Source organism: Bacillus sp. REN3, from assembly GCF_017912555.1.
Lineage (GTDB): Bacteria > Bacillota > Bacilli > Bacillales > Cytobacillaceae > Mesobacillus.
Genome location: NZ_JAERSD010000026.1, coordinates 17,383 through 40,452, shown reverse-complemented (window position 1 = coordinate 40,452; position 23,070 = coordinate 17,383). Strand labels below are relative to the sequence as shown.

Genomic DNA, 23,070 nt, shown 5'->3' with positions numbered 1-23,070 from the left:
AACAACCAGTTCCTGCTGCTGCAGGGGCTGTTTTTTCTCACAGATGGAGCTAAACGATTACCGCTATGTAACAACAACTAATTATTTGAAGTATCTCCGTTTAACGAGAGATGCTTTTTTTTATCAATTGGCTTTGTTAAAGATGTTGTTTTTTAAAGAGTTGATTGGAACGAAAGGGACTGACTCCTCAAAAATGCTAATGCATTTCCTTCGTGCGTGGGCGAATTCGCCGGAGCCTTTCAGTGTCCTGCGGGATGCAGCGGCAAGGTGGAGACCCCGCTGGCGCCCTTAGCGCCGAGGAGATAGGGAAGCTGAAGCGCTTTGGTCAGCGCTGAAGCTTGACCAGCTCCACTGACGCCCCGCGGAAAGCATGTCCCTGGAGTGTAAATCAACACCCAGGTTTAACAGAGCCTATCAATTAGTAAAACAACAGGATATTAAGAAACAACAATAATTTATTGTAATTCGATAAATAATGTGCTAGGTTGATAATAACGATAATTATGAGAGGTGCTTTTTATGGAACGTGGAACAACACTTTTTTTAAAGGCAGCTGTTTTTCTTATTGGAATTACAGTACTTACTTTGTGTATATTTTGGCTGCCATGGTTAGCGAATGATACAGCAGAAATGTATCCAGAGTTTGCTTATTTGCAATATCCTGTTTTAATTGGATTGTATGGAACAGCTATTCCGTTTTTTATTGCTCTATATCAGGCTTTAAAACTTTTAAATTGTATTGATCATAACAAGGCTTTCTCGGGAGTGTCTGTAAAGGCGTTAAAATCTATAAAATATTGTTCGGTTACAATCAGTATCTTATATGCGATAGGGATGATCTTTCTTATATCACAAAACGCTTTGCATCCAGGAATAGCAATTATCGGATTTTTAATTATTTTAGCTTCTGTTGTTATTTCAGTTTTTACTGCGGTTCTTCAGAAATTATTACAAAATGCTTTAGATATAAAATCGGAAAATGATTTAACGGTCTGAGGTGAAAACATGGCAATTATAATCAACATTGATGTGATGTTAGCGAAAAGAAAAATGAGTGTAACAGAACTATCCGAAAGAGTTGGAATCACTATGGCAAACCTTTCAATTTTGAAAAATGGGAAAGCAAAAGCGATTCGATTATCAACTTTAGAAGCTATTTGCAAGGCTTTGGATTGTCAACCTGGGGATATTCTTGAATATCAGAGTGACAGGGATACTCAAGAAGGTAGTGTCAAAAGTTCTGTGAAAAATCAATTCTAAGGGATGATTTCTTCACTGAGCTTGTAAAAATGCTGCCGCAATCGCTCTTGACAAACACGCCAATGGTTTGTGGGGTGTTTATCAAGGGCGAAGGGGGTGATTGTATGAAGAGATTAGTACTTTTATCCATTTCATTTGTGATAGTTATATTTTTATCTTCTTGTACGGGTAATCCTGTGCAGCCAAATGAGAACAACATGATTTTAAGTATAAAAAACTATGCTAATTTTGATTTTCACACGATAGAAATCAGCACCGATAACACCACAAGTGGTATAAGAAATGCTGATGGTTCCAAAATACAAAAATGAGAAACGCTTAGAAAAGAATATATTGACCAACAAGATTTAGACCTAGAGGGTGAAGCATCATTTGAATTTATATTAATAGGTGAAGAAGAAAATAGAATACCATTGAAAAAAATCGCACTTGAATTAACAACAAACAAGGAATACTTCTTTGAAATTATTGGTGATTCAATAAAGGAAGTAAATTTGAAAAGAATAGAGTGAGCTTGGGTTTGAGAGTAATGTTTAAAGCCTGGTTTAGGTAGTGAATCATTCCATTTATGTTATTTGCGCATTAGATAAGCAAAGTTCACAAATGAATTTTTTTGCACTACTCCATTTCCTATTATTAGGGATTTCGAAAGAACGCTAGAGGTTACTCATATGAAACGTTATGTGCCAAGATACTATTCAATGAGAACGTTAAAAAGAAACGGTAACCACGGTTTAATCCAAGTACTTCCAGTAAGCTGTGTTATACACTTTCAATTGGCATGAAATAACAGACTCCTACATAACAGGCAAATATGGTGATGGATCTTCCTTCATAAAATCCGAATACCCGAAAATGAAACATCGCCGAGGTCCAGCTTTTTTGGCCAATCAATCGAATCAGAAAGAAGGCTGCAATCTACTTCGACAAGGGGGAATAGTGATATAATTAGAATCAGACAGTCTGCTAGTCTGCCAACGCAAAAAGAACCACTTAACCCAGTTTTAAAAAACAGAATATTCAAACAAAAAAGGGACTAAGTAGCAATCATTGCGGTAAATGTGCTTTATTCTTAACAAACTAGGTACATTTTAGTGGTAAGCTTAAAGAAGATGCTGAAAAATTCGGTCATTGGGGTGAGCGGGTTGAAGGTGAAAGAAGAGTTGGCGAGCATGTGGGAGATATTCATTGAAACAGGAACAATCGATTCACGCCTTGATAAATTAATCCAGAATTCCTGGATCCGTTCAATGCAGAACAAGGTGGATCCTTATCAAAAAGCAGGGCAAATCGACTTGGATAAGTGGGAGGAAAGCATCAAAAAAAACAGCGCTTTAATTGAAACCTCCCTTCCGCTGATGAAAAATCTTTACCATCTTGTGGAAGATTCAGGATTTACTGTCATCCTTTGTGATGAAAACGGGTTATTGCTGGAAATGATTGGGGACGAAACCACCCTGGAAGAGGCAAAGTTGATCCGGTTTCAAGAAGGGGCAGATTGGAGCGAGGAAGCGATGGGCACGAACGCCATCGGAACAAGCATTATAGAAGGACATCCTTTGCAGGTTTATGCCCATGAACATTACAGCCAGCTTTGCCAGCGCTGGACTTGTTCAGCCGCTCCGATTTTTGGGCCGAATGGAAAATTGATTGGCGTGCTGAATATGTCAGGTCCATTCGAAAAGGTCCATCCCCATACTCTGGGTATGGTCGTATCGGCTGCCAAGGCGGTGGAAAATCTCCTTAAGCTCCAGGAAAAAACAAGAAAAAATGAACTAATGAAGAGCTATCTTGAAGCAACAATCGATACATTGACTTCGGGAATCCTGCTTGTGAACCAGCAAGGAAAAATCATTCAAGCAAACCAAACCTTAAAAACAATGATACAAATGAATGAAGACGAACTCCTGGATAGGAGTCTGGAAGAAATTTTCACAAACTCTTTCTTCCTAAGAGATATCCGTACTCAGGGAGTGGTCCGCGATAAAGATATTCGCTTGAAAGTGAAAGGGCTTCCAGATGGGAAGCATGTGCTCCTGAATATCAAGCCGGTTTACCAGGAATATATCCGCATCGGCTCGTTACTGACAATCCAGGAAATTCGGGAAGTCCGGCAATTGGTGAACCAGGTGACTGGGAATCGGGCAAAGATTACATTTGATGATATCATCGGAAAGAATACAGCCTTCTTAAAAAGGATCAAAGAGGCGGAGTCTGCGTCTGCCTCCCTTTCCAACGTATTGCTTTTGGGCGAAAGCGGAACAGGTAAAGACATGTTCGCCCAGGCGATCCATAATGCTAGCGACAGATTCGCGAAACCATTTGTCGCGATTAATTGCGGGGCTATCCCAAGGGAATTGTTGGGCAGTGAATTGTTTGGTTATGCCGAAGGGGCATTTACTGGCGCAAGAAAAGGCGGATATTCGGGGAAATTTGAACTTGCCGACGGTGGGACGATTTTCTTGGATGAAATTGGCGAGATGTCTCTGGATATGCAAGTCCTGCTTTTACGAGTCATTCAAAACAAAGAAATTGTCCGGATTGGGGAACACAAGGTGATTCCAGTGGATGTCAGAATCATTGCTGCGACCAACAAGAATTTGAAAGAAGAAGTCCAAAAAGGAAGTTTCCGGGAAGATCTCTATTTCCGTTTGAATGTCCTGCCGATTTCCATCCCAAGCTTGCGTGAACGCAGGGATGATATCCCGCTGCTCGCCAGCCATTTTATAAGTGAAATCAATGAGCGGCTTCCTGGGAAACATTTGTCGATTTCCCCATCTTATATCAAGGCCATTCAAGACTATTCCTGGCCTGGGAACGTCCGTGAGCTTCAGAACGTAATCGAGCGGTCGGTCAATCATTCTTCAGACGGTTTTCTCCGTATCGATGACCTCCCAGAAGATATTAAAAGAGGGCATCCAGGTTTTTCTTTTTCCCATCATTCCCCTTTCAAGAAGGAAGATATGCAGAAAAAGATGCTGCTGTACACAATTGAAGAATGCAATTACAACTACAGCAAGGCAGCGAAGAAGCTTGGAATATCACGAAGCACTCTATATCGCCGGATGGATCGATTCAATATAAAATAAAATAGTGTCCCATTTTGTGTCAGTGTCCCGTACAAAACGCAACACTTGTCCCAAAACGGGACACTTTTTTGTTGATGGATCAACTCTTTTAGGTTGGCATGGAACTTGCATCATATAAATTGAACAAATGAAGCCAAAGGAGGATTCAGCATGTCAATTCCCAAGGAAAAATTGCTCTGGATGTACGAAACAATGGTCAAGTCCCGGTATTACGAGGATACCATGGCAGAGGTGTATGCTGAAGGAAAAAAACCAGTTTTTAATATCGGATCCGGACCTGTTCCGGGTGAAATGCATCTAGCGACTGGACAGGAACCCGCAGCAGTCGGGATTTGTGCGCATTTGACAAAAGAAGATACAGTCTCTTCCCCTCACCGTCCCCACCATCATGCGATCGCTAAAGGTGTTGATCTGAACAGGATGACCGCAGAGATATTCGGTAAGGAAACAGGACTCGGGAAAGGCAAAGGCGGGCATATGCATTTGTTTGACCCTAATGTGAAATTTTCATGCGGTGGAATTGTTGCAGCAGGCATTCCGCAAGCAGTTGGTGCTGCCTTGGCTGCCAAGCAGAAAGGAAAAGACTGGGTGGCTGTCGCCTTCATTGGAGAAGGTGCGGCAAATGCGGGGGCATTCCATGAATCACTGAACCTGGCGGCCCTTTGGAAACTTCCGTTGATTGTCGTCGTAGAGAATAACTCCTATGGAATTTCCGTTCCAAAAGAAGCTTCAACCGCAATCAGCTCCAATGACAAACGTGCAGCTGCTTATGACAATACGGCTGGCTATTATGTGAAGGATAATGATCCACTTGAAATGTACCGAGTTTCTAAAGAAGCGGTTGAGAGAGCCAGGAAAGGGGAAGGACCTTCGATCATCGAAATTGAAACGTACCGATACTTGGGACATTTCCAGGGGGATCCTGAACTATATCGTGGGGAGGGCGAAGTTGCCGGACTGCGTGAGAAAGACCCGATTAAGAGGTTAAAAGAAAAGCTGGTTTCTGAAGGGACAGTAACTGAATCGGAAATCGCGGAATTGGAGAAACGCGCGATAGATGAAGTTGACGCCGCATACCATTTTGCGAGGGAAAGTGCTGATCCGCTGCCGGAATCCGCTTTAGATGGTGTATTTTTTTAAATTCGAACGATAGGAGAGAAAAGCGATGAAGACAACGAAACGAATGCTGACTGGCAATAAAGCAATGGCAGAAGCGATCGCCCAGGAAATGGAAAGAGATCCGAGTGTTTTTGTTTTAGGTGAAGATGTCGGAACATATGGCGGGATATTTGGATCCACCCAGGGTTTGCTTGAAAAATTCGGCGATAAGCGGGTGCTTGATACCCCTATTTCTGAAACCGCCTTCATTGGAGCAGCCATCGGAGCAGCTGCAGAAGGTATGAGACCGATCGCAGAGTTGATGTTTGTCGACTTTTTTGGGGTTTGCATGGACCAAATCTATAATCACATGGCAAAAATCCCGTACATGTCCGGAGGGGGAGTGAAGCTCCCGATGGTACTGATGACGGCGGTAGGGGGCGGATACAGCGACGCAGCGCAACACTCGCAAACTCTTTACTCTACTTTTGCCCATTTGCCAGGCATGAGAGTCGTAGCACCTTCGACCCCTTATGATTTGAAAGGCATGATGGCTTCTGCCATCCGGGATGATAATCCTGTGGTTTTCATGTTCCATAAATCGTTACAGGGGCTTGGATGGATGGATCAATTGGATGTCGCAGTCGGGGAAGTGCCTGAAGAGCCGTATACTGTTCCTCTAGGCAAGGCGAAAGTAGTGCGTGAAGGGACGGATGTGACGATTGTTGGAATCCAAATGATGATGCACAATGCCGTTGAGGCCGCCGAACTCCTCGAACAGCAGGGAATCAGTGCAGAAGTCATCGATATTCGCTCACTCGTACCGCTTGACAAAGAAACAATTCTTTCGTCTGTCAGAAAAACGCATCGTCTTATCGTCGTAGATGAAGACTATCGTTCCTACGGGCTGACTTCAGAAATCTCCGCTGTGGTAGCTGAAGAAGCGTTGTATGAGCTTGAAGCACCTGTCCGCAGGCTCGCCATTCCGGATGTTCCGATTCCATATAACAGGGGTATGGAAAAATTCGTGATCCCGAATGCCCGGACCATTGCCGATGAAGTCATCAAGCTTATGGAGGAATAAGCGATTTATAAAAAGTGTAACGATGATTCAGCGGTTGCCTCCATATTATGGGTAACCGCTTTATCTTCATGTCAGTCAAAGGAGGATCAGCATGGTAAACAGTGTAAAGGAAGTCAAGCTGCCGCGCATAAATGATAGCGAGGATGAAAGTGTGATTGTTTTTTGGCATAAATCTGAAGGGGATCCTGTTCAAAAAGGAGAGACATTGGTAGAAGTCCAGACAGAAAAAGCGGTAACCGAAATTGCCGCGGAGACGGATGGGATCTTAACGAAAATACACATTCCAAGAGGGGATGTGGCACATGTAGGCGATGTGCTTGGAACAATTGAGGAAGAGGGTACAGCCGGAGTGGCGCCTGCAGATGAGGCAGCCTCTCAGCCATCAGAAGCCTTGCCAGAAGAGGAAGCGTCAGCGAAAAAGGAATTTGTCAAAGCTTCTCCAAGAGTCCGGAAACTAGCAAAAGAGTTGGGGGTCGACCTTGCCGAAGTAAAAGGGACGGGGAAGAACGGCCAGCCAACAATCGAGGATGTCCAAAAAGCAGCGGAGCACGGAGAAAAGGATCTTGCTGCTGAATCCGGTCCAAGAATCATTGCTTCGCCTTCAGTCAGGAAACTTGCTAGAGAGCTAGGAGTGAATCTTGAAGAAATCCAGCGCTCTGGTGTCAATGGCCGCATCCATCGTGAAGATGTCAGAAAGTACGCTGATGAGAAGAAGGAGCTCGTAGGACAGCCGGAATCGCCGCAAATTGACGTCCATGATGAAGCGATTGAACGTGTAAAATTAAAAGGAATCCGGAAAGCAATTTCCAAAGCGATGTCACATTCCAAACAGACAATTCCGCATGTGACCCACTTTGGCGAGGCGGAAGTCACGGATCTCGTCACCCATCGTGAAAAATACAAAGAACTCGCGGCTGCTAAACAAATCAAGCTTACCTATATGCCGTATATCATAAAAGCATTGGTATCAGCACTAAAGGAATTCAAAGAACTGAATGCATCCATTGATGAAGAAAAAGACGAAATCCTTTATAAAAATTTCTACAACATTGGCTTTGCCGTCCAGACGGATAATGGACTCGTCGTTCCTGTCATCAAACAGGCAGACCAATTAACGATTCCTGAGCTCGCAAAGGAAATCGAGATTCTGTCAAAAGCAGCCCGTGAGAATCGATTAACCCCAAGTCAAATAGAGAATGGAACCTGCACGATTTCCAATATCGGCTCCGCAAAAGGGGAATGGTTCACACCGATTATCCGCCATCCAGAAACAGCGATTCTTGGGGTCGGTCAAATTGTCGAAAAGCCGATTGTCCAGAAAGGTGAAATAACGATAGGCAAAATGATGGCTCTTTCCTTAAGTTACGATCACAGAATCATTGATGGTGTAATCGCCCAAAAAGCATTAAACGAGATCAAAACCCTGCTTCAGGACCCTGAACTTCTGATCCTTGATTTACAATAGGGAACAAACCAATATCATAGAGGTTTTAACCAGCGGCAAAAGGCAATCGAATCGGTTGCCTTTTGTCTTTTATGTCCCTGTGTTGCATTTAAGGGCTGGTTCCGATGCTTTTCCTGTTAGGAGTCAATTCTTGTGTAATCAAAGGCGGTACCCTGCTTTTTTTGATGTTTAAACCTCTCTAAGTCCGGGCGAAATGAACGCAATTTTTTTACGTGGATGAATTAAAGGAAGCTCATTCTGAGTATGCTGGGAGTACGGACTAGGGGTTGCCGCTAAAAACAAAGTGCCTGGAGCAGGGAATCTGTCAAATTGAACATCTCAAAAAAAATAGGATAAATATAGACCTATGGGGAATATTTTAGAAAGAAAGGCCTGCATGAGGAAGAGGAGGTGTGCTGATGTTCGAATATGGAAAAGATATCCCTTTGGAAGAAGTGCGGATGACAGGGTCTGCTCAGCAGGAAGGAACGGTAGAAAAGCCACAGACAGATGGAAAGGGATATTCGTATGATCACCAAAAAGCAATTCCCATGAATGTGACAGAGTAATAAAAAAAGCCTGAATAACAGGCTCTTTTTGTTTCAAAATTGCTTTGCCAATCTCTTTGCTTGATCGATTGCCTTTTGTTTGATTTCCTGTGCCTTCTCCGGTTCTGCAGCCATCCCCTCAACTGCGATTGTTTCTACTTCCGTCACTCCCATGAAAGCAAGGACAGCTCTTAGGTAGCTGTCGCCGAATTCCATACCTTTTGCTGGGCCTTCTGAATAATAACCGCCGCGTCCCTGGATATGAAGCGCTGTTTTCCCGCCTAGCAATCCTACGGGTCCATCCTCGGTATATTTGAATGTCTTTCCAGCAATCGCAATATTGTCAATATAGCCTTTCATCACAGGAGGAAAACTGAAATTCCACATCGGTGTCGCGAATACATATTTATCGGCCGCTACAAATTGGTCTGTCAGTTGATTGATTTCACTGACCTTCCTTTTTTCCTCACCGCTTAACTCCTCAAAGGCAGTTCCTTTTTGCAGCTTGCCCCAGCCATTGAAAACGTCGGTATCGATATAAGGTATATCGGATTTATAGAGATCAAGCCGAACGACTTCATCATTTGGGTGATTTTCGCGATATGCACTGATAAATTCTTCTCCAACAGACAAGCTGAAGGACTCTTCAACAGGTTTTGGATTTGCTGTGATGTACAAAACAGTAGCCAAGTATATTCATCCTTTCACAATCAAAGTCAACAGCACTAATATTCCCTTAAAATCGTCAAGTATGCCCCTTTTACATAAAATTAATCAACTCTTCAACTAAATCTATTAATCCGTGACATCTATTAATGGAAATTTTATAATAAAAAGTAAGAAAGTTTTGAATTCGACAAGATTAGTGAACTTTTGCGGCAACTTTAGACAAACGAAAATGAATAGGTTTCCTATAATAGAGAAAAAGCCTGTTAGAAGGGGAGGGGATTGGATGAGGTCTTATCAGCTATATTTAATAGAAGAAGAATTTGCTTCCCATTATTTCGGAAGAGAACGGATGTTTTACCAATTATTTCTGGAACGCAGCCAGGCGAAAGGTGAATTTAAATCGATCCTTTCAAGGCAGGTCGATTTTATTACGAAGCCCATCCCCGTCTTGCGTATCCACCAGCTTCTTCATCAGCGGCTCGCAAAAGCAAGAGGCTTCAAGCTGGAAAATGGCGTTTATTTTTATGAAAATAAAAGCACTTCATCCTCTGCTTCCCTTGAGGTTTTTGACCGGTGGCTAAAGCTGGATTCGAACGGACCAATCGATACTGAAACAGTTTTTTTCGAGATATTGCGGAAATGTGAGAAGTCATTCCTGGCAATCGACCTTGAGTCGATGAAGTATGGCTGGCTCAAGCCTATCAAAGAGCGAAAATATATCTAAAATAAGAGGAAAAAAACCAGCAAATATTGTATAATAGCTTTTGGTTTAGTACACTGTATGTTAGACAACATGAAGGAGGAAGTTTTTATGTGGCAGCTGATTCTAGTCGGTATACTGGCATTAGTAGCTGGTGTAGCGCTAGGATTTTTCATTGCTCGGAAATACATGGAGAGCTATCTGAAGAAAAATCCGCCAATCAATGAACAAATGCTTAAAATGATGATGATGCAGATGGGAATGAAACCATCCCAGAAGAAGATCAACCAAATGATGCAAGCCATGAACAAACAACAAGGCAAATAATTTGGTTGAAAACCTTATCAAATAAGGGTTTGACGGTGATTATTAAATCTAATTGGACAAAAGTTAAATGAAAATTTACTTTCAGAGTGAATCTTTCATTAGAATTTTTGTCCAATTTGGTTAATCTTTCATATCCCGAAACGAAAAGCCACTTTTACTGCGAATGATTAAGCAGAGAGGTGGCTTTTTTATGTTGTTGGAAGATGTAATGGAAGAATATTTTTACCACTGTTTAGCCAAAGGATTCACGAAAAAGACCATGATTAACAAGCGTCAAGAATTGAAACAGGTTAAATCTTTTCTAATGGAGAAAAGGGCAATTACTGAATTGGAAAGTGTCACTGTTTTTGATTTAAAAGCGTATATCCGTGACAAGCAAAATTCAGGACTTCAACCTCAAAGTATAGTTTCTATGTATAAAATGGTATCTGCCTTCTTCAATTGGTGTGTGAAGGAAGAATATTTACAAGAGAATCCAATGAAGAAAGTTGAAACTCCCAAAGTGCCAAAAAAGGTATTGAAGGGCTTTACTCCCATTGAGGTACAAAGGATGATAGACGCTTTTTCAACAAAAACTTACATTGACGTGAGAAATAAAGCCATGATCGCTATGATGGCTGATTGTGGACTTAGGGCAATGGAAATTAGAGGACTAAAGGCAAGTAACATTCAGGAAACAAGTATTTTAGTTTATGGAAAAGGCAATAAGGAACGGATAGTTTATATTAGCCCTGCATTGAAGAAAATCCTAATAAAATATGACAGATTGAAAAAAGAATACTTCAAGGATATATCCATGAGGGATGACAATTACTTTTTAACTTACTTTGGAACAGGAATATCTCACGTTGGATTATATAATGTCATTAAAGAAGCAGGTAAAAGGGCAGGAGTTGAAGATAAAAGGGTTAGCCCACATACTTTTCGCCATTTCTATGCAGTCCAAAGTTTGGTATCAGGACAAATGGACATATACTCATTATCCCGCCTATTAGGACATTCGGATATTGGCACTACTCAAAGGTATTTACAGTCACTAGGTAATGACCAACTTTTAGAGAAAGCCATTGCTTGTAGTCCATTGATGAATTTAGGGAGTGGGAAGAAATGACCTTCAAAGATATTAACTCATTCAAAACACTTCCAGAAGCAATTGCTTATTACACTGGTGTAGTTGCTGATTATTCAAAAAGGCGAGATTACTCAAAGCAAGATGAAATACTTGAATTAAAAAGAAAATTACATGAACGTATCAATAAGGAACGAAATTAAGCAGGGAGCAATCCCTGTTTTTTATTTTGCGTGTATAATCACTAGAAGTTTGAACCCTTGATAAATCAACAGTTTAAATATATTTGATAATTATTTGAAACCGATTAATTACCTTAACCCTTATAACCATATGGATTTGAATCCGATTTTAGATAATGTCCGTTAAAGGAAGAAAAATAAAAAGCGTGGACAATTGGTTATAAAAATAAGACAGTTTAAACACTTGATAAATCAGCACTTTAATCACGTTAGCAAATCGTTAATTATCTTAATAACCTATTCGACCTTACTACCATAAGGATTTGACTATTATTTAGATAATATTCTACAAAGGAAGAAAAAGGTTTGCGTGTATAAACAGCGAGAAAAACTTTACCAGTTTAAGATAGTTTAAAATCTTGATAATCCTACATTCTTACCACATTAAATAATCGTTAATTATTCCTAATAACCGTCTACCCTTACAGCCACAAGCGATTGAGTGCAAAGGAGATAAACGTCTACAAAGGAAGAAAAATGAAGAATGAAGTTTTTAACGTGACATTTTTAAACGAAAATGACTTGTAACCCTTGATACTGTAAGATTAAATGGACATTTTGGAATAATTGGAGATAAAGACCTTTAATGGAGGGGTATGCCTGAAACGTTATAAAAAATAAATGAGGGTATATGCTAAATTTTTGAAATAGAAATTGTCCAAACCGTTGATATATATGCGTTTTGTAATAATTTTAAAATGTAAATACCCTAATAAACATTGATATATCAACGTTCATAGCGGTTTTTGTTGGATAAACCCTAAAGGAAGAAAAATATAATGTCCAAGTTTGGCGAGAAAAATGAAACGGAAAAAAACTTGATACATCAACGTTTCTCGAAAATTTTAAATTTAAATAAACTAATAAACATTGATATATCAACGTTTCTAACGGTTTTTATTGGATAAACCCTAAAGGAAGAAAAATATAATGTCCAAGTTTGACTAGAAGTTTGTTACGATATAGAAACCTTGCCAAATAGGCATTGTTAAGCCATGTAAGGGTAACTTTGTAACACACCATGTCAAACAATTCTTAGAGCCAGTAAGAATGAAGCGTGATTTTGATGAATCCCCGTTTAAGGAGCATTTAATAAGAACAACAATCGGTATTTATCAGGATAGGTGTGAACGGAAATAAAAAAGAATAATTCCCTTAACGACAAGGTTAAATGCCATTTTAAGATATTGTATTATTTGTTGATTGTTTGAGATTGCTTATATATAAACGATTTAAGTGTGGTTTTGTGAATTACTATGAATCCTCTTTTAAGGAGTAAAAAGTGAAAAAATGACTAAAAAAAGGAATCAAAAACATCTTCAAACCTATGCTATTACAGTGTTTTGAAAATCGACTATTGGAAGGAATAGCGAGAAAGTTTTAAAACGCTAAAACCCTTATCCTATATAACATTGACAAAACTTTTGATAATTTGTACTTGTGGATGAAGTGCTAGAAGTTTAGAAAAACGCTAGATCAATTACCAATACTGGATTCATAAGCAAAATGTACTTTTTGTACTTATGGATGAAGTAGCGTGTACAAATAGAAAAAACCTGTATCCCTTGTGCCAGTTGGGATAGAAGAAATTTTGGTATTTTTGTACTTATGGTAGAAGTATTGTTATAAAATAGGATGGTATTTATCAGCATAGGTATACATGGACAATTAGGGCTTATTTATCAGGATAGGTATAAGTGAACAAAAATGTTAATAAAGCAGAATGGTATTTATCAGAGTCGGATACACATAGACAAACTACATTCCAGATAACTTTTTGTCCGAACTTACACATTTATTTCTCAGAGTGGAAACAGGTGGTATCAAAATAGGAAAACCTAATCAATTAGAATGGTATTTCTCAGAGTGGATATAGGTGGATAAAATGAAAAACCCAAATAGAAAATTAGACCTTTATTTCTCAGGGTGGATAGCACAGTAAAATAACGGTTTTATTTAGATGTTAAGGGTATTCAGCACTCAAAAAAATAAGTTGGATTCTCAAATCATTGCTGTGTCTATGTTTCTAGCACTTTTTTCATTTTTTAGATAATCGTCTATAAGGGAGCATATGAAATCTTAGGAGAATAGAGCATAAAAAACAGAAGAAAAAAGCAAAATGTTTGAAATAGAACATGTCTATTTAAAAGGCATCTTGTTTAGATGTTGATATGGCAATGTTTTTCAGCATTTATCTGTAATTCCGTTAATCGTCTATAAGGGAAGAGGTGAAATGTTAGGAAAATAGAACATTAAAAACATCAAAAAACAGCAAAATTGTTCACTCAAAAAGCCCTTCACCCCTTACTATTACTAGGTTTTGAAAATCGACAATTGGGAAGGTAGTTAATCGTCTTTTAGGGAAGAGGTGAAAACCATAAAAACTAACATAACCACCATTAGAGATGAGCAAAACAGAGAAAAGTCCTTGAGATACTACAAAAAGAAAATCACAAAATCAGACAAGAAAACTACTTAAAGCGTAAAATGACGAAATAGAAAACGCTATCAAGCCCTACTTCTGCAAGTAATACATAACTTTTTAATTTTCTTGTTACTATGATAGAAAAATACATTTCATTGATTGCCATTTCAATATGACAATGAATGAAGGGTATTCCCTTCAAGTATCAAGTGCATTATATTAATCCTCCAAAGTCAAAATCACTTTTTGACTTCCACTTTCTGCGAGTAGTCCTTTTTTTGGGCTACTCCTATTTTTTATGGATTTTAAAATTTTTTCTCATATTTATTATTAAATCGCAACAATTATTAAGGGAGGTGTTGACATGGATTTATCCGCAATTCCATTGGATCAATTTGCCCAACAGGGAATCTTCGCTTTACTCTTCGTTTGGTTGCTTTTTGACACACGCAAAGAAGCCAAAACAAGAGAAGATAAACTCACAGCACAAATTGACAAGCAAAATGAGGCACAGGACAAAATTGTCCAATCATTAGAACGCTTAGAAACACAAATTCAGAATTTGAAGGAGGTCAAATAATGGCTGAAATAACACAGGCAGCATACCAGAATTTAAGGGATTACATTCAAGCCAATTGGAAGTATATTGAGTTACAAGATGATACAGGAGTTGCAATTGTAAGATTATCTGTTTATGATAGTCGAGTAACTTGGACACATTCAGTAGGGGAACAAACATTAAAATTACAAGTTATCATTAAAGGTTCAGATTCAGATATTACTGTACCTAAGACATTTGCAAAATCAGTAATATTCAATGTTGCAACAGGTGGTAATCTATTAAGTACAGAATCATTTACACCATTTACAATTGAGGGAGATCAAGACGAATTGACGGTGATTCATTTAATTGAAGTGCCGAAAGTAGTGTGAAGATAAATGCCTATTTTAATAAGCACACCCCAAGACCTAGATAATATCAGAAATAATCTTACAGCAGATTATGAATTAACCAATGATATTGATATGTCCAGTTGGGGAAATTGGACACCTATTTCTTATTATGACAATGTAAATTGGATAAGTGGATTTACAGGTAATTTAGATGGTAAAGGTTTTAAGATAAAAAACTTAACAATAAACAAATCAACAGGAATGTACTTGGGCTTATTTGGACAATTCTTTTATGGAACTATTCAAAATGTAGGTTTAGAGAATGTAACTGTAAATGGTTCTAATTGTCGTTTTGCAAGTGCTTTAATCGGTTATACCTATCAAGCCACTATTAAAAATTGCTATGTCAATGGTGGAAGTATTACTTCACAAGATGAATCAGGTGGGTTAATAGGGAAGGCACTTGAAACCAATATTGAAGATTCATATGCCAATATCAATATGAATTTAAATACTAATTATTATGGTGGAGGATTCTTAGGAACAGCAGATAGTTTAACTACTGTGAAAAATTGCTATTCTAGTGGTTTTGTTGATTATACTCAATCTTCACCTTGGGATGGAATTAGCGGATTTGTTGGATATGTCCGTAATAATACAGATGTGGTCTTTAATAATTGTTTTTGGGATACTCAAACAAGCGGACAACCAAGTATAGCAAAAATCTCAAGTCCTCCTTCAACAAATGTTACAGGTCTATTAGGTAAATCAACAGCAGAAATGAAAACTCAATCAACATACACAGGTTGGGATTTTTCTAACACTTGGGCAATTAATAGTAACTATCCAACATTAAGAGTATTTGGTGTGCCTATTGTTGCTAAAAAAGAAACTATTTCAGTAAATTCATATGTTGCTAATTTAGATTCTAATCTTCAAAAGAATAAGAAGTCATTCAAAGAGTTACATACACATTTAAATCAATTTATTACCGCTTCTGAACGTCATACTGCAACGAAAAGAATAGTTGAGGGCTATCTATCGAATATTGAAACGACAGCCACAAGGAACGCTAGGACAGTTAGAAGCAGGATTGCGAATGTTAATACTCACATTCAACCAATAGAATCATTTATAAATAGAGAATCAAAAAAGGTAAATGAATTACTATCCTTTATTCAACCAATCTATTCTAATGTAAATGTCATCTATCCAATTCTCAACAAACAAATAACCGCTTCTATAAGCGTCTTATTAAACGATTCTAGCGTGTCTATCAATGAGGGTATGTCTAGTATTCAGAAGGTAATAAACACGTCAGAATCAATAATAAACAATAATCAGAGCCATTCAGCCATGATTATCAATCCTTCCCATGTGGAGGTGAATAAATAATGTATCAAGGGGATACAGTTAGGTTAAAAGTTCATTTTAAAACATTTACAGGTCAGTCAGTTGATCCAACAGATATTAAGTTGACCATTTATAAAACTGATAAAACACAAATTGAACAAATAGCCATTACAGACAGCGACAAAGAATCAGTCGGTGTCTATTTTTATGACTATGTGCCTGCCGATGAATTGAACGAATTTATTTTCGAGTTTGTCGGCAGTTATAGTAACAAACCTATCCTTAGTAGAGGAAAGGTAGCAGTCAAATTTATTTAATCAGGAGGTAGGAAAATGTCAGAAGAAATTAGTTTTACCCAGGAACAGTTAGATGAACAATTAGCAACAGCCAAGGCACAATGGGAAACAGAGGTGTTAAACCCTATCCAAAGTGAAAGGGATGAACTATTGCAATTCAAACCGAAAGATTTATCTGATGAAGAAAAGGCAATCCAAACTAAGGAACAAGAGTTATTTCAAAAAGAAGTATCACTTGAATTAAAAACAGCAGGACTTGATAAGTTTGCTGAATTTTTCAAGGTAGAAAAGATTGAGGATTTACAGCCACAAATTGAAAAGTTTCAAGGTCTATTGAATGAAATTAAAGTGTCAATGGGATATGTACCTACTGACCATAGTAAAACAGACGCTTATAGTGTCGCAGAACAGAAAAAAGATGTAAATGGTATGCTTTCAGCAAAATTTGCAAAACTATTTGGGTAACTAGCACTTTGGCAAAATGTCAGGGTGCTTTTTATATATTAAAAACTAACTTTAAAGGAGAATGATTATTTATGTTTAAATCTACTAACTTTACTAATGCTGAACAAATTTCACTAAGCAAGGAAATCGCAATTTTGGGCATTTCGGCAACACCTCTTACATCTATGTTGATGGCAAAAGGTAATATCGAAAAGGCACTTGCTACAGTTTACACATGGAGAGAAAAGACACTTGATAATACTGATGATATTTCAGCGGTTGAAGGTGAAGATACTACTGTATTCTTTGAATCTGCAAGAGCAGAATTGAATAACATTTTGGAAATTTTTAAGAAGGGTGCGAGCGTTTCAGGTACGGCACTGGCTATGCAATCTGCACAATTCACACAAGAGATTAATGACCGCCTTCTTGAATTGAAAATTAACATGGAGAAGAAATTCATCAACGGTATCAAAAAAGACGGTTCTGTTGCTCCATTTAAACGTCAATTGTCAGGTCTAATTGAGATGGCAGACGCTTCAAACGCTGTATCTGCTACTGGTGCTGTTTCAGAGGACACAGTTAAAGAAGTTATGCGTAAACTATGGAATCAAGATTTAGCAGAAGGAAATGTATATGCTTTTGTTAATGCTGACATTAAGGAGCAAATTGACGCAATCTACAAGGATAAATATGGTTACAATCATGTAACTACAAATTTTGGATTGATTGTTGAATCTATCAATACAAATTATGGCACATTGAATATCGTACTTTCTAAGCATGTTCCTGCAAACAAAATGGTTGTATTTAACGACAACTATGTTGACCTTGTTTACCTTCGTGAGCCACACTTCGAACCTTTAGCGAAAACCGGGGATAACGTAAAAGGACAAGTAATTGGAGAAGCCACTCTTAAAATTGGATCAAAGAAAGGTATTGCAGTAGTAACTGTTGCTTAATAACTAAATACATATCAGGAACGTTCCTTCTTATTGAAGGAGCGTTCTTTAATTTAATCAAGGAGTAAAAAGGATGAATAAAAGGGAGGAATACCTGCTAAAACGCAGACGGAAGAAAATTACACATATCGAATTAGCAGTTTATATGAATTGCAGTCAATCACTAATTTCACGATTTGAAACTGGCAATTGTGGAATGGCAAAAGAAAAGATTCAAAGATATAGAGAATACATAGACAATAAATAATTCTAAAAAATAATCAGCAGAAAGCGGAGGTGAAAAAGTGACAAGAGGTACAAAAGATTCGTCATAACCACATTCCTCTTTTTAATCATAACTGCGTACAGACGCAAATTTATTTATGAGGATTAAAAGGAGGAATCTATCTCTTGAAATTTGAGGGATAGAGGTTATTGACGACTAAATAATTGTTGTCATGAGGGCTTTACCAATGAGGAATAGTGGGAGAATTTTCTCTTTCACTGATAGTATGAAAAAAGAATTAAAAGTTAAATTTGATAGTTTAGATTTTGTAGTTAATCCAAATAAAGATAAATTTGAAAGTTGTCTAGGTGACGATAACGATTCATTAATTGGGGCTTCCTTGTATTCACATGTTTCAGGTGTGGAAATAGGAGGATTTTACAACTTCAAGAATCTTTACTATTCAGATGATAGGGATTTAGATAAGAAATTTGTTGGTATTGATATGTCATTAGTGCAAGATGGTTTCAGGTGTTTTGATAATCACGTTAATTTATCCAACGCTGCCGACATTGGCAACAGTAAAATGGCAAATATCAATACTTTCAATGGAATTAACCTAAGTACCTATAATCAAAAGTATGCAGGTAGTACAGTTTTACAAATGTATGCCTACTATATGGAAGGTAAACAGCCCCCTACAATTGAAGGAGGGCTTATTTTAGCATGTATTGATGTTGCATTTAAAGGACATTATTCAACTCAATACAAAGCAATACATAACCAATACCTAGAAGATTTAGGTCTTACTTGGATGATTGACCTATTAGACAAATACTCAATAAATGAAATGTATGACTTCATGAGAAAAATAGGTCTTGATTCTAAAATTGAGATGAATAAGCAAGGTTATATTGTCAATGAAAGACCGTGGAAAAAGAGTGCAGTTACAGGTAAATGGTTTCGTGATGGGAATTTACTTGATATTCCATTCATTGAAAAGCATTTAGATTTTCCTATCATTCTTCCACAAGGTGAATTCAAATTGGCAAGAGAGTTACATAGGCAGTCAAAAGAATTACATGAAATCAATCTTAATACACTGGATAAGAAAAATATCTTATCACTGGCTTATACATACCGAAATAAAGTTGAACTAACTACATTAGAAAAATTGGCTTAAAGAGGGGCAAAAAATGTTCCTCTTTTTTCTATTTTTCGTTGACGGAACTATTACAACTTAATATATATACCAAGGGAGGACAAATTCAATGAAATATTTTTTCTGTTACAATAAATCCCTTTCTGATTTTCTGCGGAATCAGGGGATTTCTTTTATCACAGTGGCACAGGATTTGAAAACTAAGAAAGTTTTCTCACTATATCCAATTGATGAAACGTTGCAGAAGGCACTAGACGAATACAAAGCAAGATAAGAAACTCTATAAAAATTCTAATAAAAATTCGGAGGTAACAAAATGAAATTCGAGGAAATCAAGGAACTACTACAATACACTGATAAAGAATCAAAAATCTACATGCCAAATGAAATATTCGATGATTTGAAAGGGGCTATTAAGAATAGTCCTCACCTTACATTTGCCTATTCATATATTTACCTTGTACATTGGCTGTATAGGTATGCTAAATATCTAAACAGTAAGTCGATTATTACCAATGAGCATATCAAGGAAATTCTAGGTTACAATGCTAAAACAAAAGGATTGGATTACCTCATTAAGAAAAATGGCTTACTGGATCAATTGGAATACACTATGACAACAAATGACATTCCATTACATTGGAATTTTGATAAGTTTGAAGGATTAACATTCACAACATTACAGGAAACAATTGAGGAAGAAATGAAAAATAGTCATTTGTTGACAAAAGGGGAAATTCTACAAACATATCAAATTCCTAGGAAGTATAATATTAAGTTTCCGGTCAAAGCATTCTATAGAAATGAAAAAGAAGATGAAGGTACATTCTTTGAAATTTCCAATACACACTGTATTCCTTTTGAAGTGTTTATGTATTGTATGAATAATGATGATATTGGTACGACTGGATTCTATTTGTACTCATACATTAAAAGAATGAATGACTTTCATAAAGATGGTTGGGATGTTTCAATCGAGAAAATGATTGATAGTACAGGATTGCCTGAGAAAACATTATTAAGGTATCTTGACCAATTGAAAAAATACAGAATGATTGAAGCAATACATAATCAGAAATATTTTTGTTTAGCAATGAACCTAAATGATAGGAAAGCAAATACATACCATGCTAAAGAGTTTCGTCATTTCACAGACCAACCACAAGAATATCAAAAGATTAAAGTTGTGTTAGTTGAAGAATATCAAAAGGAACAAGAAGAAAAATATATTAAAGTATGGGGCAAAAAAGCAAATATTGATTTAGCAGAACTACCTTATTGATAGGTAGTTTCTTTGTGTTTTTGAAAAAGTTATATTTTGACGGTACATATTAATATAGGTGAAATTTCACCTTTGAGAATATGTTATTAATTATTAAATTAAATTTTAAATTAATAATTATCTTAAATTAATCAATTAATAAATTTCCTTATATTCTAATTACCGTCATTTTATAACTTTTTCATTTTCGCCATTTCTAATAAAAATTCAGGAGGAATTTAATCATGAAAAAATTAATTAATCTATTCAATAAGAGGTCAGGCAAGAAAGATGTATTTGAAAGTTTCAATCAAACAATGGAAAAATCCCTTTATCATATTTCTGAAATGCAAGTTGGGGTTAATAAATTAATTGAGTTAAACACTGAATTATTAATCTCAAAGCAAGAGGAAATTGAACGTTATAATCAAATGCTTGAACTGTTGGAAGGTGTAAATAAATGAATATCTATGAAGCATTAAAACAGACCGAGAATAAAAAGAGAATGTATTTTGAATGGAAACATGATATTCGATTTGTTCAAGGTGTACCCAAGAAATCAGAAGAAGATTTTCTGAAAAGTGTTGGATTAAAAACTCTTAATGGTTTCATCAAATGGGAAAAAAGCCAAGAGTACAAGAATTTAGTTTTACTATTACTGGATAGTAAAGTGGCAAATGATTATGACATAATCTATAAAAATATAGTTGATAAAGCCAAAGACGGAGATGAAAAGTTTATCCGTCTATTTTTGTCCATTCAGAAGGATATTACACAAAATGCTAAATTGGCAGCGAAAACTTTTAAGACGGTTGAAGAAGATTTAGAAGAAGATGACGAATTAGATTTGAGTTAGGGGGTGTCTGAATTGGCACTCCTTTTTTTATTGGATTGGAGGTGGGTAGATGGCAGTTAAAACTAAACAAAGCAAACTTCAAAAGGTATTAGATTCATTTCCCCTTTTTGCTAAGAACTTTATTTACATCATTGATAATAATGGTGAGAAAGTAAAATTTGAACTGAATTCGGCACAATTAGAGTTAGAAGAATTAATGAATAAAAATCGTTTTGTAAATGTCAGTAAGGCGAGACAAGGAGGCATTTCTACGTTTTCCGTTGCAAAGGCATTATGGCGAGCAGTTACAAATGACAATGAAAATATTCTAATTGTTTCATATAAATCAGATTCATCAAAGGCACTGTTTGAAAAATTAAAATCAATGAATGATTGGCTACCCAGAGAAAAATATCCCAATGTATTCCCTAATGTTAGACGTGACAATAGAGATGAATTATTTTTTGAAAATGGATCAAGGGTAACGTGCCTTGTCGCAAGTAATAAAAGTATAGGTCGAGGAAGTACATATAGTTGGATTCACATGTCAGAGTTTTCCTTCTTTGCAAAACAAGAAATGCAATTACTTTCTGCTGAACAGTCATTAATGAAGGGTGAAAAGAGTCAATTAACCATAGAAACTACCTCAAATGGTACTTCTAATATGTTTTATAGATTAACAATGGCATCCATTAAGGGTGAATCAAAGTATAAAACTATGTTCATTCCTTTTTATCATGATTTATACAAAAAGCAATTTGCACATGACCATGATGAAGCAGAAAAGTATCACAGGGAAACAAATAAAGGTAAACGATTATCTGTTGCTGATTTAGAACCTGATGAAAAAGTTTTATATGACAATGGGGCTAATTTACGCTTCTTGATGTGGAGAAGGTATAAATTGCTTGATATGACCTTACAGGAGTTTCAGCAGGAATATCCTAGTAATATATTAGAGTCATTTATTTCAACAGGTAATAGTGTATTTGACCAATCCATTGTATTAAGTCGATTAGGTAATATTAAAACACCTTTAAGCAAGAACGAAGTTAAAGATGATGTGCCTGAAATTTTATATAAGTACATAGGTAAAGGATTAAGTATATTCTATTTCCCAAAACGAGGACAAAGATATTATGGCGGTGTAGATACAGCGAGCGGGGGCGGTGGAGATTATTCTACACTGTCTCTTTTTGATTCAGAAGGTCAGCAAGTATTATCTTTCTACCATGACAAAGTGCCAGTGTATTTATTTGCGGAGATTATTGATTGTATAGGGAGATGGTACAATTATGCGTTTTATGCAATCGAAAGGAACAGTTATGGTTTGCCAGTTTTAGAGAGGTTAAGGAAGGATTATAACTATCTTAATTTGTATAAGCAAAAATTATTCGATCAAAAAACTGGTAAAAAGAAAATGCAATTAGGATTTACCACAACAACACAGTCAAAGAGTGTCCTTATAACTGACTTCAAAGAGAATTTTGAAAAAGGATTAATCAATATTGAATGTAAAGAAACTCTACAGCAAATGCAACTATTTGTAGAAAGTGCAAATGGATCAATGGGAAATAAAAAGGGTGAAAAGAATCATGATGACCTGGTTATTTCTTCCGCATTAAGTGTTCAGGCGGTCAAGGTTGGAAAATGGTATGTAGACATTTAGAGGTTTGGTTCACTTTGAACTAGACCTCTTTTAT

At 36.9% G+C, this 23,070-nt stretch carries 24 protein-coding genes; 23 read left to right on the top strand and 1 reads right to left on the bottom strand.

Annotation, left to right across the window (positions count from 1 at the left end; genetic code table 11):
- The first annotated feature begins 519 nt into the window (after positions 1–519).
- The 8 genes from JJQ88_RS18080 (at position 520) to JJQ88_RS18045 (ending at position 8,544) form a co-directional block, all read left to right on the top strand.
- Positions 520–996 (top strand): DUF2975 domain-containing protein, encoded by a 477-nt coding sequence (locus JJQ88_RS18080; RefSeq protein WP_210367443.1) that lies wholly within the window; start codon positions 520–522, stop codon positions 994–996.
- Between the two features lie 9 nt (positions 997–1,005).
- On the top strand, positions 1,006–1,260 hold the full coding sequence (locus JJQ88_RS18075) for a helix-turn-helix domain-containing protein (RefSeq protein WP_210367442.1): 255 nt from the start codon (positions 1,006–1,008) through the stop codon (positions 1,258–1,260).
- Between the two features lie 104 nt (positions 1,261–1,364).
- Positions 1,365–1,571, top strand: coding sequence for a hypothetical protein (locus JJQ88_RS18070; protein ID WP_210367441.1), 207 nt, complete (start codon positions 1,365–1,367; stop codon positions 1,569–1,571).
- A 783-nt stretch (positions 1,572–2,354) separates the two neighbouring features.
- Positions 2,355–4,349 carry a sigma-54-dependent Fis family transcriptional regulator gene (locus tag JJQ88_RS18065; protein ID WP_349237158.1) on the top strand — a complete coding sequence of 665 codons (1,995 nt, stop codon included), beginning with the start codon at positions 2,355–2,357 and terminating at the stop codon, positions 4,347–4,349.
- A 150-nt stretch (positions 4,350–4,499) separates the two neighbouring features.
- A complete protein-coding gene (locus JJQ88_RS18060; protein ID WP_210367440.1) occupies positions 4,500–5,489 on the top strand; it encodes a thiamine pyrophosphate-dependent dehydrogenase E1 component subunit alpha in 990 nt (329 codons plus the stop codon).
- A 25-nt stretch (positions 5,490–5,514) separates the two neighbouring features.
- Positions 5,515–6,531 (top strand): alpha-ketoacid dehydrogenase subunit beta, encoded by a 1,017-nt coding sequence (locus JJQ88_RS18055; RefSeq protein ID WP_210367439.1) that lies wholly within the window; start codon positions 5,515–5,517, stop codon positions 6,529–6,531.
- Between the two features lie 91 nt (positions 6,532–6,622).
- Positions 6,623–7,996 carry a 2-oxo acid dehydrogenase subunit E2 gene (locus JJQ88_RS18050; RefSeq protein ID WP_210367438.1) on the top strand — a complete coding sequence of 458 codons (1,374 nt, stop codon included), beginning with the start codon at positions 6,623–6,625 and terminating at the stop codon, positions 7,994–7,996.
- A gap of 398 nt (positions 7,997–8,394) precedes the next feature.
- Positions 8,395–8,544, top strand: coding sequence for a hypothetical protein (locus tag JJQ88_RS18045; RefSeq protein ID WP_210367437.1), 150 nt, complete (start codon positions 8,395–8,397; stop codon positions 8,542–8,544).
- A 33-nt stretch (positions 8,545–8,577) separates the two neighbouring features.
- On the opposite strand, the gene JJQ88_RS18040 is transcribed toward JJQ88_RS18045, so the two are convergent.
- Positions 8,578–9,213, bottom strand: coding sequence for an FMN-dependent NADH-azoreductase (locus tag JJQ88_RS18040; protein ID WP_210367436.1), 636 nt, complete (start codon positions 9,211–9,213; stop codon positions 8,578–8,580).
- Positions 9,214–9,475: 262 nt separating this feature from the next.
- Here JJQ88_RS18040 and sirA point away from each other — a divergent pair, with 262 nt between their 5' ends.
- The 15 genes from sirA to JJQ88_RS17965 all read left to right on the top strand — a co-directional run bounded on the left by sirA (position 9,476) and on the right by JJQ88_RS17965 (position 23,036).
- Positions 9,476–9,916, top strand: a complete 441-nt coding sequence (sirA, locus tag JJQ88_RS18035; protein ID WP_210367435.1) for a sporulation inhibitor of replication protein SirA — start codon at positions 9,476–9,478, stop codon at positions 9,914–9,916.
- Between the two features lie 87 nt (positions 9,917–10,003).
- Positions 10,004–10,219, top strand: coding sequence for a YneF family protein (locus JJQ88_RS18030; protein WP_481748315.1), 216 nt, complete (start codon positions 10,004–10,006; stop codon positions 10,217–10,219).
- A 190-nt stretch (positions 10,220–10,409) separates the two neighbouring features.
- Positions 10,410–11,330 carry a tyrosine-type recombinase/integrase gene (locus tag JJQ88_RS18025; protein ID WP_210367434.1) on the top strand — a complete coding sequence of 307 codons (921 nt, stop codon included), beginning with the start codon at positions 10,410–10,412 and terminating at the stop codon, positions 11,328–11,330.
- Entirely contained in the window at positions 11,327–11,491 is a 165-nt protein-coding gene (locus JJQ88_RS18020) for a hypothetical protein (RefSeq protein WP_210367433.1), read from the top strand. The genes JJQ88_RS18025 and JJQ88_RS18020 overlap by 4 nt, the downstream gene beginning before the upstream one ends.
- A 2,828-nt stretch (positions 11,492–14,319) precedes the next feature.
- Positions 14,320–14,535, top strand: a complete 216-nt coding sequence (locus JJQ88_RS18015) for a BhlA/UviB family holin-like peptide (protein ID WP_210367432.1) — start codon at positions 14,320–14,322, stop codon at positions 14,533–14,535.
- Positions 14,535–14,888 carry a hypothetical protein gene (locus JJQ88_RS18010; protein WP_210367431.1) on the top strand — a complete coding sequence of 118 codons (354 nt, stop codon included), beginning with the start codon at positions 14,535–14,537 and terminating at the stop codon, positions 14,886–14,888. Before JJQ88_RS18015 ends, JJQ88_RS18010 begins: the two co-directional genes overlap by 1 nt.
- Positions 14,889–14,894: 6 nt before the next feature.
- Positions 14,895–16,244: a M26 family metallopeptidase gene (locus JJQ88_RS18005; RefSeq protein ID WP_210367430.1), complete on the top strand. Its 1,350-nt coding sequence runs from the start codon at positions 14,895–14,897 to the stop codon at positions 16,242–16,244.
- Positions 16,244–16,519, top strand: a complete 276-nt coding sequence (locus JJQ88_RS18000) for a hypothetical protein (RefSeq protein ID WP_210367429.1) — start codon at positions 16,244–16,246, stop codon at positions 16,517–16,519. Before JJQ88_RS18005 ends, JJQ88_RS18000 begins: the two co-directional genes overlap by 1 nt.
- Positions 16,520–16,534: 15 nt before the next feature.
- A complete protein-coding gene (locus JJQ88_RS17995; protein ID WP_210367428.1) occupies positions 16,535–16,963 on the top strand; it encodes a hypothetical protein in 429 nt (142 codons plus the stop codon).
- A gap of 71 nt (positions 16,964–17,034) precedes the next feature.
- The gene (locus JJQ88_RS17990; RefSeq protein WP_210367427.1) at positions 17,035–17,904 is read left to right on the top strand and encodes an SU10 major capsid protein; all 870 of its coding nucleotides are present in this window, start codon (positions 17,035–17,037) and stop codon (positions 17,902–17,904) included.
- 452 nt (positions 17,905–18,356) lie between these two features.
- The gene (locus JJQ88_RS17985) at positions 18,357–19,292 is read left to right on the top strand and encodes a hypothetical protein (protein ID WP_210367426.1); all 936 of its coding nucleotides are present in this window, start codon (positions 18,357–18,359) and stop codon (positions 19,290–19,292) included.
- A 295-nt stretch (positions 19,293–19,587) separates the two neighbouring features.
- On the top strand, positions 19,588–20,553 hold the full coding sequence (locus JJQ88_RS17980) for a hypothetical protein (protein WP_210367425.1): 966 nt from the start codon (positions 19,588–19,590) through the stop codon (positions 20,551–20,553).
- 224 nt (positions 20,554–20,777) lie between these two features.
- Entirely contained in the window at positions 20,778–20,996 is a 219-nt protein-coding gene (locus JJQ88_RS17975) for a hypothetical protein (protein WP_210367424.1), read from the top strand.
- A complete protein-coding gene (locus JJQ88_RS17970) occupies positions 20,993–21,388 on the top strand; it encodes a hypothetical protein (protein WP_210367423.1) in 396 nt (131 codons plus the stop codon). The genes JJQ88_RS17975 and JJQ88_RS17970 overlap by 4 nt, the downstream gene beginning before the upstream one ends.
- Before the next feature lie 49 nt (positions 21,389–21,437).
- Entirely contained in the window at positions 21,438–23,036 is a 1,599-nt protein-coding gene (locus JJQ88_RS17965) for a phage terminase large subunit family protein (protein WP_210367422.1), read from the top strand.
- Positions 23,037–23,070: the final 34 nt, after the last annotated feature.